The organism is Streptomyces sp. WI03-4A (genome assembly GCF_033792105.1).
Taxonomy (GTDB): domain Bacteria; phylum Actinomycetota; class Actinomycetes; order Streptomycetales; family Streptomycetaceae; genus Streptomyces; species Streptomyces collinus_A.
Map to the genome: position 1 here is coordinate 1 of NZ_JARAUO010000001.1, position 13,323 is coordinate 13,323.

The 13,323-nt window shown below is 75.4% G+C and carries 13 protein-coding genes and 1 pseudogene; 4 read left to right on the plus strand and 10 right to left on the minus strand.

The genetic code is table 11. The annotated features are described in order from the left end of the window. From PV343_RS00005 to PV343_RS00045, 9 genes and pseudogenes are all read right to left on the minus strand, one after another. Positions 1–646: pseudogene (locus PV343_RS00005) on the minus strand (D-beta-D-heptose 1-phosphate adenosyltransferase); the annotation flags it as partial. Then, the gene (locus PV343_RS00010; protein WP_319144618.1) at positions 643–1,362 is read right to left on the minus strand and encodes an SIS domain-containing protein; all 720 of its coding nucleotides are present in this window, start codon (positions 1,360–1,362) and stop codon (positions 643–645) included. The pseudogene PV343_RS00005 and the gene PV343_RS00010, both read right to left, overlap by 4 nt. Then, on the minus strand, positions 1,359–2,594 hold the full coding sequence (locus tag PV343_RS00015) for a glycosyltransferase (protein WP_319144619.1): 1,236 nt from the start codon (positions 2,592–2,594) through the stop codon (positions 1,359–1,361). The genes PV343_RS00010 and PV343_RS00015 overlap by 4 nt, the downstream gene beginning before the upstream one ends. Further along, positions 2,591–3,553 (minus strand): glycosyltransferase family 4 protein, encoded by a 963-nt coding sequence (locus PV343_RS00020; protein ID WP_319144620.1) that lies wholly within the window; start codon positions 3,551–3,553, stop codon positions 2,591–2,593. The genes PV343_RS00015 and PV343_RS00020 overlap by 4 nt, the downstream gene beginning before the upstream one ends. Continuing rightward, positions 3,550–4,560, minus strand: a complete 1,011-nt coding sequence (locus tag PV343_RS00025) for a glycosyltransferase family 9 protein (RefSeq protein ID WP_319144621.1) — start codon at positions 4,558–4,560, stop codon at positions 3,550–3,552. Before PV343_RS00025 ends, PV343_RS00020 begins: the two co-directional genes overlap by 4 nt. After that, on the minus strand, positions 4,557–5,171 hold the full coding sequence (locus PV343_RS00030) for an HAD-IIIA family hydrolase (protein WP_319144622.1): 615 nt from the start codon (positions 5,169–5,171) through the stop codon (positions 4,557–4,559). Before PV343_RS00030 ends, PV343_RS00025 begins: the two co-directional genes overlap by 4 nt. Beyond that, a complete protein-coding gene (locus PV343_RS00035) occupies positions 5,168–6,163 on the minus strand; it encodes a glycosyltransferase family 2 protein (RefSeq protein ID WP_319144623.1) in 996 nt (331 codons plus the stop codon). The genes PV343_RS00030 and PV343_RS00035 overlap by 4 nt, the downstream gene beginning before the upstream one ends. Beyond that, positions 6,160–7,821 (minus strand): carbamoyltransferase, encoded by a 1,662-nt coding sequence (locus tag PV343_RS00040; RefSeq protein ID WP_319144624.1) that lies wholly within the window; start codon positions 7,819–7,821, stop codon positions 6,160–6,162. Before PV343_RS00040 ends, PV343_RS00035 begins: the two co-directional genes overlap by 4 nt. A gap of 33 nt (positions 7,822–7,854) precedes the next feature. Further along, the gene (locus PV343_RS00045) at positions 7,855–8,850 is read right to left on the minus strand and encodes an NAD-dependent epimerase/dehydratase family protein (protein WP_319144625.1); all 996 of its coding nucleotides are present in this window, start codon (positions 8,848–8,850) and stop codon (positions 7,855–7,857) included. 958 nt (positions 8,851–9,808) lie between these two features. Between PV343_RS00045 and PV343_RS00050 the strand changes: the two genes are divergently transcribed. Then, positions 9,809–10,372, plus strand: a complete 564-nt coding sequence (locus tag PV343_RS00050; RefSeq protein WP_319144626.1) for a hemerythrin domain-containing protein — start codon at positions 9,809–9,811, stop codon at positions 10,370–10,372. 145 nt (positions 10,373–10,517) lie between these two features. On the opposite strand, the gene PV343_RS00055 is transcribed toward PV343_RS00050, so the two are convergent. Further along, positions 10,518–10,865, minus strand: coding sequence for a DUF3040 domain-containing protein (locus PV343_RS00055; RefSeq protein ID WP_319144627.1), 348 nt, complete (start codon positions 10,863–10,865; stop codon positions 10,518–10,520). 306 nt (positions 10,866–11,171) lie between these two features. On the opposite strand from PV343_RS00055, the gene dhaK reads away from it, so the two are divergent. The 3 genes from dhaK to PV343_RS00070 all read left to right on the plus strand — a co-directional run bounded on the left by dhaK (position 11,172) and on the right by PV343_RS00070 (position 13,279). Further along, entirely contained in the window at positions 11,172–12,164 is a 993-nt protein-coding gene (gene dhaK / locus PV343_RS00060) for a dihydroxyacetone kinase subunit DhaK (protein ID WP_319144628.1), read from the plus strand. Between the two features lie 46 nt (positions 12,165–12,210). Then, a complete protein-coding gene (gene dhaL, locus PV343_RS00065; RefSeq protein WP_319144629.1) occupies positions 12,211–12,813 on the plus strand; it encodes a dihydroxyacetone kinase subunit DhaL in 603 nt (200 codons plus the stop codon). A 70-nt stretch (positions 12,814–12,883) separates the two neighbouring features. Next, positions 12,884–13,279 carry a PTS fructose transporter subunit IIA gene (locus PV343_RS00070; RefSeq protein WP_319145148.1) on the plus strand — a complete coding sequence of 132 codons (396 nt, stop codon included), beginning with the start codon at positions 12,884–12,886 and terminating at the stop codon, positions 13,277–13,279. Positions 13,280–13,323 lie beyond the last annotated feature (44 nt).

Below are 13,323 nucleotides of genomic sequence, written 5' to 3' on the forward strand. Positions count from 1 at the left end.
GGGCCCGGGCGTCGCGGGCGGCCGTGCGCAGTCCGGCGTCGTCGCCGGGCTCGGCGTCCTGGCCGGCCCGCCGGGCCAGGAGGCGGGCCTCCTGCGCGGAGGGCGTGCACAGCCGTACGCCGGGGACCGGGGGGCCGCCGCGCACGTGCGGGTCCCACACCACGGGTGCGCGCGCGGCCGCCTGCGCCAGGGCCTCGCCGAGGACGTCGGCGGCGCCGCGGCCGTAGTCGGCGACCAGCACGGCGTCCGCCCCGGCGACCGCCGTGCGGGCCCGCGGGGTGGCCTCGCGGGCGCGTCCGTCGCCGTCGTCGAGCCGCAGCAGCGGCCGGTCCCCCGCGAGCACGCGGGTCTTGCTGCTCAGTTCGCCGTCCAGGGGCAGCTCGATCAGGTCGACGCGGCCGGCCAGCAGGTCGCGCAGGGCGCCGCTGGCCTCGTCGTCGCCGAGGGCGGTGACGAGGGTGACCGGGCGGCCGTCGGCGGCGGCCAGGCAGGCGGCGAGGGCCGCGCCGCCCGGGCGTGAGCTGCGCCGGGTGCCGTGCACCACCGGCACGGGCGCGTCGGGCGCCAGCCGGTCGGCGCGGCCGCACAGATCGTGGTCGAGCAGGGCGTCGCCGACGACGAGCAAGGGGGTGCGGGGGGCGGTCATGCGGCTCCTTCCCCGTGGGCGTCCGGGGCGCCGGCCGAGGTTCGGCCGGGCCGGCCCCGGCCGTCGAGGCGTCCCTTCACGCCGCCGCGGCCGTCCACCCGGCCGTTCCCCCCAGCCCGGCCGTCCTCGGCGCGCCCGTCGGCCTCGCCGCGCCCGAGCGCCTCGTCGAAGGCCTCGCAGAGCATGTGCACGGCGACCAGGTGCAGTTCCTGGACGGTGGCCGCCACCGGGGCGTCCACGCACAGGGCCTCGTCGGCGGCGCGGTGCAGCGGGTTGGGGGCCCGGCCGGTCATCGCCCAGACCGTCATGCCGAGGTCGTGCGCGCGGTCGGCCGCGGCCAGCAGGTTGGCGCTGGCGCCGCTGGTGGACAGCAGCATCAGCACGTCGCCCGGGCGGCCGTGGGCGGCGGTCTGGCGGGCGAACACCTCCTGCACGCCGTAGTCGTTGGCGATGGCGGTGGTGGAGGAGGTGTCGGCGTGCAGGGCGAGCGCGGAGAACGGCGCCCGGTCGTCCCGGTAGCGGCCGACGAGTTCGGCGGTGAGGTGCTGCGCCTGCGCGGCGCTGCCGCCGTTGCCGGCGACGAGCAGCCGGGCGCCGGAGCCCAGCCGGCGGGCCAGTCCGGTGCCCCAGCGCTCGATGAGGGCGCCGCAGTCGCGGAACGTCTCCAAAGCCTTCATCAGGTCGTCGCAGTGCGCGGTGTCGGTGGCGGTCTTCATCGGACGACTCCCTGGAGTGAGGGGATCGTGGACACGGCGCCGTACGCCCCGGCCACGCCGTCGGCCACGCGGTCCCAGGTGTAGTGGGCCAGCACGCGGTCCCGTCCGGCGGCCCCGTAGGCGGTGAGCCGGCCGGGGTCGTCGAGGAGCGCGCGGATGACGCCGCTGAGGTCGTGGTGGTCGTCGTCGGCCGGGACCCGTACGCCGGTGACGCCGTCCACGACGGTGTCGAGCTGGCCGCCGACGGCGGTGGCGACGACCGGGGTGGCGCAGGCCATGGCCTCCAGCGGGACGATCCCGAAGGGTTCGTAGCGGGGCAGGGACAGGACGAGGTCGGCGCTGGACATCAGGCGGGGCATCCGGTCCCGGCCGACCCCGCCGAGCAGGGTCACGCGGTCGCCGACGCCGTACTCCCCGGCGATGGTGAGCAGGCGCTCGGCCTCCGGCTCGGTGCCGAGCAGGTCGGCCTCCGGGCCGCCCGCGATGAGGAGTTCGGCGTCCGGCACGCCGGCGAGGGCGCGGATCGCCCGGTCGAAGCCCTTGCGGGGCACGAGCCGGCCGACGGCCAGCAGCCGACGGACGCCGGGTGCCGTCCGGGGCCGGCCGACCGGGCTGAACTGGTCCGGGTCCACCCCGCAGGGGACGACCGTGACGCGGTCCTCGGACAGGCCCATGGCGCGCAGTTCGGCCACCTCGTCGGAGCAGGTGGCGATGATGCGGGCGCACTCGTGGCCGACCGCCTCCTCGATCGCGAGGCGCTCGGGCGGGCTGGTGTCGTCGGCGCCCTGGTAGCGCTTCTTGACGGTGCCGAGGGCGTGGTAGGTGTGCACGACGGGGATGCCGAGGCCACGGGTGCCGGTCAGGGCCGCGAGACCGGACATCCAGAAGTGGGAGTGCACCACGTCGGGCGGATCAGCGGACCACTGCCTGCCGAGAAAGGCCCCGAACTCGGCCATGTGCGGGAGGAGTTCGTCCTTGGGGACGGGGGCGGGCGGCCCGACGGGCACGTGCACCACCTGGACCCCGTCGATGAGGGTCACCCGGTCGGGCAGGCCCAGGGAGTCGCGCCGGGTGTAGACCGTGACCCGGTACCCCTTCCTGGCCAGCTGGCGGGCGACCTGTGCCACGTACACGTTCTGGCCGCCCGCGTCCGGTCCGCCGAGCGCGGCCAGGGGGCTGGCGTGCTCGGAGACCATGGCGACGCGGCCGGCCGTGGGCAGAATGCGGCTCATCGGGTGACCTCCTTGATCAGGCGCTCCCAGTCGTCCAGGAAGCGCCGCTCTCCGTAGCGGGCCCGGGCCGCGGCCCGGGCCGCCGCTCCGGTCCTGCGCGCGTGCTCCGCGTCGGCGAGGAACGTCCGTACGGCGTCCTCCAGGACGTCGAGGCGGTTGGAGACCACCCCGGCGTCCCCGGGCACCGCCTCGCGGACCTCGGTGGTGTCCAGGGCGACCACGGGCATGCCCAGGAACATGGCCTCCAGCAGGGAGAGGCCGAGGGAGGTCCAGCGGACGGGGTGCAGATAGAGCCGGCAGCGGGCCATCGCGCGGTGGAGTTCGCGCTGGGGCAGGTCCCGGGCGCGGCAGCGCTCGGGGGGCAGGTCCAGGTGTCCGGCGAGTCCCTCGGTGCGCATGCCGAAGACGTCGAGGGGCGCGGAGCGGGCGAACCGGGGCAGCAGGTCGGTCCCGGTGGTTCGGCCCCTGCGCACGGGCTCGTTGACGACGACGGCGGCCCGCCGCTCGGTGCCGGTCCACAGCGGGCCCGGGTCGATGATGCCGTGCTCGACGACCTCGGTCGGGGCCCTGCCGTTGTCCCACATCAGCCGGTTGAAGTGGGTGACGTGGACGACGGGGACGCTCGACTGCCCGGCGAGCGGGTGCCGTTGGCGTTCCGGGGACTCGTCGGGGCTGTTGTGCTCGACGTACACGGCGGGTACGTCCACGCCGGGCCGGCGGCCGGTCCAGCGGCGGGCGAGCTCGGGTTCGTGCGGGCGCTGGAGCACCATCAGGTCGATGGCGCAGTCGCGCAGTTCGGCGGGGGTCAGTTCCCGGACCGTGGCGGGCCAGTCCCAGGTCCGTGCCCGGCCGAGGCCGTCGGGGCCGCGGTCCTCGGTGACCGGGACGAGGTAGGTGTGCGGGCCCTGTACGAAGGCGGTGAGCCAGGATCCGTGCACGTGCCAGACGAGGATGTTCATGAGTGCCGCTCCTGGATGAGCTTGTGCACCGCGCGCACCACGTCCTGTCCGGTGACCTCGTCCAGGCAGGGGTGGCCGGGCACCGGGCAGACCAGGGCCCTGGTGTCCGCGCAGGGCGCCGACCGGTCGCCGAGGATGATGGTGGGGACGCCGTACGGTGCCCAGCGGTCGGCCGGGACCACCGGCGCGAACAGCGACACCACGGGGGTGCCGACGGCGGCGGCCAGGTGGGCCGGTCCGGTGTTGGCGCTGACCACGACGTCGGCCATGCGCAGCACGCCGGCGAGGGTGCGGGGGCCGGTGCGGCCGCCGAGGTCCACGGCGACGTCCCCGCTCACCCGGCGGGTGAGCGCGGTCTCGTCCGGGCCGCCGGTGACGACGACGCGGTGTCCGGCGTCGGCGAGCAGTGCGACGGCCTCCTCGCAGCGGTGGGCGCTCCAGGCGCGGGCCGGGGCGGTGGCGCCGGGGTGCAGCACGACGTAGGGGCCGTGGCCGGTCATGCCGCTGGTGTCCGGGGGCGGCAGGACGCGCAGCCGACCGTCGTCGCCCTCGGCCGGCGTGAACCCCATGGCGGCCGCGGTGTCGAGCGCGGCCTCGGCCTCGTGCCGGCCCTCGCGGCGCCGGTGGCGTACGTCCAGCAGCCGGCCGGGGTGGTCGACGCTCTCGGCGCCGATCCGCCCGACTCCGGCGAGCCGCAGCAGCAGCGCGGTCGGCAGCGGGCTCTGGTGGAAGGAAGTGAGAACCAGCGCGGTGTCGAAGGCGGCCGCGCGCAGGCGGTACAGCAGCCGGTCGACGTCGGCCACGTCGACCGCGGGCGGGTCGAAGCCCTCCCAGGGCGCCTCCCACTCCAGCACCTCGTCCACGCCGGGCAGCAGCCGGGCGGCGTCGGCTCCCCGCGGCCCGCACAGCATGGTCACGTGCGAGCAGTGACCGGCGACCGCCCGCACGGCGGGCCCGGCGAGCAGCACGTCCCCGAAACTGTCGAGCCTGACGACCAGGGCTCTCACGACGACCGCCTCCCGGACCGGGTCCGCTCAGCGGCGGGGCTCTCGCCCGCCGCTCGGGCCGCGTTCTTCACACCCGGCGCCTCGCGCAGGGCTCGGCGCACCGCCGTCAGCACATCGGGGGCACTCTCGGAGGCGAAGAGCCGGGCCTCGTCGGGGGCCGTGGCCGTGTTCGGTACGAGTACGCCGTGGGCGCCGGCCGCGCGGGCGGCGAGGACGTCCGCCGCTATGTCGCCGATCACCAGGCACCGGGCGGGCGGGACGCCGAGTTGGGCGGCGGCCTCCAGGATCAGGCCCGGGCGTGGTTTGCGGCAGGGGCAGCCGGCGTCCGGGGCGTGCGGGCAGAAGAGCCAGCTGCCGAGGCCGCCGAGCAGGTGGTCCGCCCGCTCGTTGACGACCCGCACCTGCTCGGTGGTGAGCAGGCCGCGGCCGATGCCCGACTGGTTGCTGACCACGGCGGTGCCCAGGCCGGCCCGGCGGGCCAGCCGGACCGCCGCCGCGGCGCCGGGCAGCAGCCGTACGCGGGCGGGATCGCCGTTGTAGGGCACGTCCGCGAGGAGGGTGCCGTCGCGGTCGAACAGCACGGCCGCGACGGGCGGCCGGTCGGTGTTCACCGGGCACCTCCGAGAGGTTCGGCGTTGCGGTGGCGCAGGACCCCGCGCGTCCAGTGCCGGACGGCGAGCGGCGGGATGAGCACGCTGGTGCCGAGCATCCCGGCGATCTCGCGGGCAGTACGGGGGCCGGGCAGGATGCGCGCCAGGGCGAACTCCGCCGTGCCCAGGGTCCACAGGGCGGCGCAGACGGTTGCGGCGCGGCGACGGCCCGCCAGGGCGCACCCGGCCGCCGCGAGGGCGGCGCCGGTCACCACCAGGTGCCGGGGCAGCCGGCCGCGGGGCGCCTGGGCGCGGCGCCACCAGTCGCGCCCGTGCAGCCGGCTCATCAGGGCGTCGTCGGCGTTGCCGCGCTGGGCCGGCAGCGAGGCCCACCAGTGGGCCGCGCGCACGGGGTGCCGGGTGACCCGCGTGCCCCGGCACAGGGTCCAGCCGGCGCGCTCGATGCGCAGGGCCAGGTCGGCGTCCTCGCGGAAGGCGCGCGGGAAGCGTTCGTCGAAGCCGTCGACCAGGGTGAGCGCGGCGGTCCGGTACGCCATGTCGGCGGTGGCCCAGGCCGCGTTCTCCAGGCCCTTGGTGTTGCGTTCCCAGTCGGTGGGCCGGCGGTCCGGGGGCAGCGGGACGCTGAGCCGCCCCTGGATGCCGCCGACCTCCTCGCCGGCCCCCCGCAGGTCGTCGGCGAGCCTGTGGGACCAGTCGGGGAGCACCTGGACGTCGTCGTCGAGGAACACGGTCCAGGGCGTGCGTACGGTCCGCCACCCGGCGTTGCGGGCCGCGGCCGGGCCCTTGCCGCCGGTGCGCAGGGTCCGGACCCGGTCGAGCAGCGGCCCGGCGGCCTCCAGGGGCAGGTCGCCCTCGGTGCCGGGCCGGTCGTCGACCACGATCACCTCGTGCGGCGGGTGTCCCTGCGCCCCGGCCAGCGCGCGCAGGCACTCGGCGAGGCAGGGGCGGCCGATCGTCGGGACGACGACGGTGTAGGCGGGCGCGGGTGTCATGCGAAGGCCTTTCGTCGCCGGATCGCGAAGGGGCCGAGGACGAGCAGGTCGACGGGGGCGGAGCCGAAGCACTCCAGGGCGTCGCGGGGGTCGTCCACCATGGGCCGCCCGGCTGTGTTCAGGCTGGTGTTGACCACCACCGGCAGCCCGGTGCGCCGTTCGAACCCGTCGATCACCCGGGCCACCAGCGGCTCCTCGGCGCGGTCCACGGTCTGGATGCGGGCGGTGCCGTCGACGTGCACGACGGCCGGGATGCGGGCCCGCCAGTCGGCGGCCACGTCGTGCACGAAGAGCATGTGCGGGCTGGGCAGCGGGCCGTCGAACATCTCGGCCGCGCGTTCCGCGAGGACCATGGGGGCCACGGGCCTGAACTCCTCGCGTCCTTTGACCGCGTTGAGGCGCTCGACGTTCGCCGCGTGGCCCGGGTGGGCCAGCAGCGAGCGGTGGCCGAGGGCGCGCGGTCCGTACTCGGCGCGGCCCTGGAACCAGGCCACGATGCCGTCGGCCGCCAGGGCCTCGGCGGCGGTCTCGGCGATGTCGGCGGGCTCCTCGTAGGGGACGGCCGCCCGTTCCAGCCACGCGCGCAGTTCGCCGTCGCTCCAGCCGCGGCCGAGGGCGGCGGTCGGCATCGGCTCCAGGGTGTCCTTCTGGCCGGCCACGTGGGCGGCCGCGCCCAGGGCGGTGCCGGCGTCCCCGGCGGCGGGCTGCACCCACACGTGCCGGAAGCCGCTCTCCCGCCACAGCCGGGTGTTGGCGACGCAGTTGAGCGCGACGCCGCCGGCCAGGGCCAGGGCGTCCTCGCCGGTGCGTTCGCGCAGTCGGCGGGCGAGGGCGAGCACGGTCTCCTCCAGGCAGAGCTGGGCGCTGGCCGCGAGATCGGCGTGGTCCTGACTCCAGTCGCCGCCCGGCGGGCGGGGCGGGACGAGTTCGGCCCAGGGCACGGGGCGGGCCCGGAAGCCGTGGGGTCCGCCGGTGCGGTCGGTACCGTCAGTGTCGTCGGCGTGCACGTACGCGCGCAGGCGGTCGGCGAACCGCGGGGTGCCGTACGACGCGAGGGCCATCACCTTGAACTCGTCGCTGCTGCGCAGGAATCCGAGGTGCTGGGTGAGGTCCTCGTAGAACAGGCCCAGGGAGTCGGGCAGTTGCTGGGTGCCGAGGACGGTCAGCTCCCGGTTGGTGTAGCGGCCGGCCAGGTGCGAGCCGCACTCGCCGCGCCCGTCGAGGACGAGGACGGCGCAGTCGGGGTACGGCGACATGGGCCCGGCGGAGGCCGCGTGGGCGACATGGTGGGCGACGAAGCGGACCTTGGCCGGGTCGAGGCCCGGCAGCGCCTCGGCGAGGAAGCCGGGGGCCCGGCGGGCGTACTCCTGGCGCAGGTGGTCCCACGGGTCGTCGAGGCCCAGGCGTTCGGCGGGGCGGGCGAGCGCGGGGTCGTAGGAGTAGGCGACGGCGTCCAGGTCGGAAGGGGTGAGCCCGGCGTGCTCAAGGCACCAGCGGGCGGACCGCTCGGGCAGTTCCCAGGCGGAGAAGGGGACGGGCCGCTTGCCGTGCTTACGACGGGAGAAACGTTCTTCCTCCGCGGCCGCCACCACCTTGCCGTCCGAGACCAGGGCCGCGGCGGGGTCGTGGAAGAGGGCGTTGATACCGAGGACGTGCATGCGTCGTCTCCAGGGCTGCGGACGGGCGGGGGGTCAGGACCGGACGGCCGGCTCCCCGTCCGGCGGCAGGCCGGCGAAGTAGGCGATGGTCTGCTTCAGGCCCTCCTCCCAGGGCACCTGCGGCGACCAGCCGAGCAGCTCGCGCGCCAGGCTGGTGTCGGGGCGGCGCCGGCCGGGGTCGTCGACGGGCCGGTCGATGAAGACGATCGGGGAGGGCGAACCGGTCAGGGCCACCACGCGGCGGGCCAGGTCGGCCATGGTGATCTCGTCGGCGCCGCCGATGTTCACGGGCCGCACGGACCGGCTGGCGGCCACCCGCAGCACCCCGTCGACGGTGTCGTCCGCGTAGCACAGCGAACGGGTCTGGCTGCCGTCGCCCGTGACGGTGAGCGGCTCGCCGGCGAGTGCCTGGCTGATGAAGGTGGGCACGGCGCGCCCGTCGTGCGCGCGCATCCGTGGTCCGTAGGTGTTGAACAGCCGGACGATGCCCGCGTTGGTGCCGTGCGCCCCGGCGTGCGCGGTGACGAGCGCCTCGGCGAACCGCTTCGACTCGTCGTACACGCTGCGCGGTCCCACCGGGTTCACGTTGCCCCAGTAGCCCTCGTGCTGGGGGTGCACGAGCGGATCGCCGTACACCTCGGAGGTGGAGGCGAGCAGGAACCGGGCCCCGTCACGCTCCGCGACCGCCAGGGTGTTGCGGGTGCCGAGGCTGCCCGCGTCCAGGGTCTCCAGCGGCAGGCGCAGGTAGTCGGCGGGCGAGGCCGGGCAGGCGAAGTGCAGGACCAGGTCGTACGGTCCCGGCAGCCGCCGCGCGCAGTCCGGGGCGGAGACGTCGCAGTCGACGAAGCGGAAGCCGGTCCTGCCGTCCAGATGAGCCACGTTCTCGCGCCGCCCGCACACCAGGTTGTCCGCGCAGTCGACTTCGGCACCCGAATCCAGCAGCCGCTCACACAGATGGGAACCCAGGAAGCCGGCGCCGCCGGTCACGAGGGCACGCTGCCAGGGAACCGCAGGGGTCTCACCAGTCATGACTCTTCCTCCGTCCGCGCGCTCGCGGTTCTCGCGGCTCTCGCGGTCTTCGCGCGCGGACTCCTGCGGTCTGCGCGGACTTCACGGTGGTCGCGGTCGCGGTCGTCGCGTGCCGCGCGTCCTCGAGGCGCTTCCGCGCGGGTGGCGCGGCGCGTGCGGGGCGGTCCGGCCGACGTCGTCGTCGGCTCCCCGGGGACGGACGATGCTGGGATGACGGCAGGGCCCGGGTCCCCCGCTGGTCGGACGACCGCCCTGGTCGGCCGCCACTGGCTGGACGGCACTGGCACTGTGTTCCCGTGCCAGTCGGCTTCACACGACGATTCCGATTGTGTTCGCGGCCGGGCACTCTCGCGACTCAGACGGTCGCGCCGCGGGGTCGACAATCCGTCCGAGCACACCTCTGACCTGGGCTTTCGTGAGCCATGGACGAGCTGCCGCCGCGCCCGCCCGACCCCCCGGATCCGGCGTCCGCAGCGGCGAGGGCGGGCAGGCGGCTCGCGTGACAGGTTCGGAACCTGTCGGCGACTGGCTGTCGCGCGCGCCGCACCGGCCGTACGAACGGCTCGAGCGCGCGGGGACCGGGCGGGGGCGCGGGACCGGGGCGAGGGCGCGGGACCGGGCCGGGTTGCGAGGCAGGGCCGGGGCACGGACGCGAGGCAGGGCCGGGGCACGGACGCGAGGCAGGGCCGGGGCACGGACGCGAGGCAGGGCCGGGGCGGTAGGCGGGTCACGGGCCAGTGGCGGGTCACAGGCCCGGGGCGCGGGCGGAGCAGGGGCCGGCGGAAGAGCCTGGGGCGCCGCTGAGGGGCCCGCAGCGCGGGGTGGGCCGTACGGCGGGAGACCGTCACCCGAAGCGCTGACGGGCGGAAACGGGCCGTGTAGCGCGCCGGGGACAGGGCACTCGGCGCAGCGACCGGCCGGCCGGCGACGGCCGCCGCGCACATGAGGAGGTAACGACATGGGTCACGGCGGGAACGTCATCCACGAACTGACGACCGATCACCGTGAGGTCGAGGAGATCTTCGGCCGCTTCGAGGCGCTGCCGCCCGGTGCCAAGGACCGCAAGCTGCTCGCCGACCAGGCCACCATCGAACTGGTCCGGCACTCGGTGGCCGAGGAGGCCTACCTGTACCCGGCGGTGCGCGAGCACGTGAAGGGCGGGGACGCGCTGGCCGACAAGGAGCTCGAGGACCACGCCGAGGCCGAGCAGATCATGAAGGACATCGAGGGCCTGGACGCGGACGACCCGCAGTTCGACAACCTCATGACCCGGTTGATGAGCGAGATCCGGTCCCATGTGGAGGACGAGGAGCAGAACCTCTTCCCGATGCTCCAGGCGGCCTGCTCGCCGGAGGCACTGGACGAGCTCGGCGACAAGGTGCGCCGGGCGAAGAAGACCGCGCCGACCCGCCCGCACCCCACGGCACCGGACAAGCCCCCGGCCAACAAGATGCTGGCACCGGGCGCCGGTCTGGTCGACCGGCTGCGGGACGCGATGTCCGGGCGGGGCAAGGAAGGCTGAGTAGCACCCGAAAAAGGCGGAGCACCACCCGAGGAGCCCCGGCGCCGGTCGAGCACATGAGCATGTGCTCGACCGGCGCCGGGGCGTCTTCGTCCACTGAGCACAAACTACGAATGAGCAAGAGCCACGAGCCGGAGGCGTCGGCTCAGAGCCACGGGGTCACCCCGCCGCCGGACGGGGACCGCCGGCGAGTGGCGCGGCAGAGCAGGCGCAAGCCCTGCAACAGGGTCAGGGGCCACAGGAGGGCGAAGCACCACAGCAGCGAGGGGTCCGAGGTGCGGATGCCCACGACGGCGGTGAACACGGACGCGCACACGAGCAGCAGGAAGGCCAGCGGCAGCCACGCGCCCCGGTGGCGGCGGGACCGGCCGGGCGTCGCCCGCATCCGGTGCACGAGCCGCCGGTCCTGCCGCAGCTCGGCCTCGATGATCAGCAGCGCGACGCGCTCGCGCGGCGAGAGCCGTACGTCGTCGGGGGTCTCCCAGTCGTTCACGGAAACGGCACCTCCTCCGGCCGCCCGGCGGCCTCCGTGCTCGCCCCTCCGGGACCCGGGTTCCCCGCCGGGGCCCGGTCCAAGCGGCCGTGCCCGTCCCGGCGCCGGCGTCCGGGCCGGTCAGGACCCCGGCAACTTCCCCCGACCGGGGGGCCGCTCTCCGCCGGACGGGCGGTCCGGCCGCCGCGGCCGTTCCGGATCCGCGGCTGCAGTGCACATGACCTTGACTGCCGCAAGGCCGATACTGAGGAGCAGGACTCCCCTTCCGTCCGTCGCCGAGCGGATGAGGCTTCTTAGGAGGCACAGATGAGGATGCTGATCAACGTCCCGGAGACCGTCGTGGCGGACGCGCTGCGGGGGATCGCGGCAGCGCATCCGGAGTTGACCGTCGACGTGGAGAACCGGGTGATCGTCCGCCGGGACGCGCCCGTCGCCGGGCAGGTCGCGCTCGTCTCGGGCGGCGGGTCCGGGCACGAGCCGCTGCACGGCGGGTTCGTCGGTCCCGGCATGCTCTCGGCCGCCTGTCCGGGAGAGGTGTTCACCTCGCCGGTGCCGGACCAGATGGCCCGCGCCGCCGCCGCGGTCGACAGCGGGGCCGGCGTCCTGTTCATCGTGAAGAACTACACCGGCGACGTGCTCAACTTCGACATGGCGGCCGAACTCGCCGAGGACGAGGGCATCCAGGTCGCCAAGGTGCTGGTCAACGACGACGTGGCGGTCACCGACAGCCTGTACACGGCCGGGCGGCGCGGCACCGGCGCCACCCTGTTCGTGGAGAAGATCGCGGGCGCCGCGGCGGCGGAGGGGCAGCCGCTGGAGCGGGTGGAGTCCGTCGGGCGCCAGGTGAACGAGAACTCCCGCAGCTTCGGCGTCGCGCTGAGCGCCGTCACCACCCCGGCCAAGGGCAGTCCGACCTTCGACCTGCCCTCCGGGGAGCTGGAGTTGGGCATCGGCATCCACGGCGAACCGGGCCGGGAGCGGCGGGCCATGATGACCTCCCGGGAGATCGCCGACTTCGCGGTGCACGCCGTCCTGGACGACATGACCCCGCGCAGCCCCGTGCTGGTCCTGGTCAACGGCATGGGCGCCACCCCGCTGCTGGAGCTGTACGGCTTCAACGCCGAGGTGCAGCGGGTGCTCGGGGAACGCGGTGTGGCCGTGGCCCGCACCCTGGTCGGCAACTACGTCACCTCCCTCGACATGGCGGGCGCCTCGGTCACCCTGTGCCAGGTCGACGAGGAATTGCTGCGGCTGTGGGACGCGCCGGTGAACACCCCGGCACTGCGCTGGGGGATGTGATACGGCGGACGAAGCGGTCAACACCCCTACCACGCAAGGAGATCCAGTGCTCGACGCCGATTTCTTCCGCCGTTGGATGACGGTGGCCGCCGCGTCCATCGACCGGGAGGCGGAACGGCTCACCGCCCTCGACTCGGCCATCGGGGACGCCGATCACGGCAGCAATCTGCAGCGCGGATTCACGGCCGTCAGGGCGACCCTGGAGAAGGAGTCACCGGAGACCCCGGGCCAGGTGCTCACTCTGGCCGGACGCCAGTTGATCTCGACGGTCGGCGGGGCGTCCGGGCCGCTGTACGGCACCCTGCTGCGCCGCGCCGGGAAGGCGCTCGGGGATTCCGCCGAGGTCGACGAGGCCCAACTGGCCGAGGCGCTGCGGGCGGGCGTGGACGGCGTGATGGCGCTCGGCGGCGCGGCACCCGGCGACAAGACCATGATCGACGCCCTGGCGCCGGCCGTGGACGCGCTCCCCGACGGCTTCGCCGCTGCCCGCGCGGCCGCCGAGGAGGGCGCGGTGGCCACCACACCGTTGCAGGCGCGCAAGGGCCGGGCGAGTTATCTGGGCGAGCGCAGCATCGGCCACCAGGATCCGGGCGCCACGTCCTCCGCGCTGCTGATCGCGGCGCTCGAAGAAGCCGCGTCGGGAGCCTGAGGTGAGCGACGACGGCAGCCGTGCGACGAGCGACGGGAAGAACGGGACGGGCGGGCAGCGGGGCGAGAAGGTGGTCGGGATCGTCCTGGTGTCCCACAGCGCGCAGGTCGCCGCCTCCGTCGTGGAGCTCGCGAAGGGCCTGGCGGGCGGGGCGGGCGGTGTCCCCGTCGCCCCGGCGGGCGGCACGGAGGGCGGCGGACTGGGCACCAGCGCCGAGCTGATCTCCGCCGCGGCGGCGTCCGTGGACCGGGGCGCGGGCGTGGCCCTGCTCACCGACCTCGGCAGTGCGGTGCTCACGGTGAAGGCGCTGATCGCCGAGGGCGACGAACTCCCGGACGGCGCCCGCCTGGTGGACGCGCCGTTCGTCGAGGGCGCGGTGGCGGCCGTGGTCACGGCGGCCACGGGCGCGGACCTCGACGCGGTGGAGGCGGCGGCCGCGGAGGCGTACGGCTACCGGAAGGTGTGAGCCGCGGGCGCCGGGCGGCGTGACCCACAGCCACCGGAAGGCGT

Coding starts and splice junctions, on each gene's coding strand:
- PV343_RS00010 (WP_319144618.1), bottom strand. CDS start 1,362: ATGAAGACCGCCACCGACACCGCGCACTGCGACGACCTGATGAAGGCT.
- PV343_RS00015 (WP_319144619.1), bottom strand. CDS start 2,594: ATGAGCCGCATTCTGCCCACGGCCGGCCGCGTCGCCATGGTCTCCGAG.
- PV343_RS00020 (WP_319144620.1), bottom strand. CDS start 3,553: ATGAACATCCTCGTCTGGCACGTGCACGGATCCTGGCTCACCGCCTTC.
- PV343_RS00035 (WP_319144623.1), bottom strand. CDS start 6,163: ATGACACCCGCGCCCGCCTACACCGTCGTCGTCCCGACGATCGGCCGC.
- PV343_RS00040 (WP_319144624.1), bottom strand. CDS start 7,821: ATGCACGTCCTCGGTATCAACGCCCTCTTCCACGACCCCGCCGCGGCC.
- PV343_RS00045 (WP_319144625.1), bottom strand. CDS start 8,850: ATGACTGGTGAGACCCCTGCGGTTCCCTGGCAGCGTGCCCTCGTGACC.
- PV343_RS00050 (WP_319144626.1), top strand. CDS start 9,809: ATGGGTCACGGCGGGAACGTCATCCACGAACTGACGACCGATCACCGT.
- dhaK (WP_319144628.1), top strand. CDS start 11,172: ATGAGGATGCTGATCAACGTCCCGGAGACCGTCGTGGCGGACGCGCTG.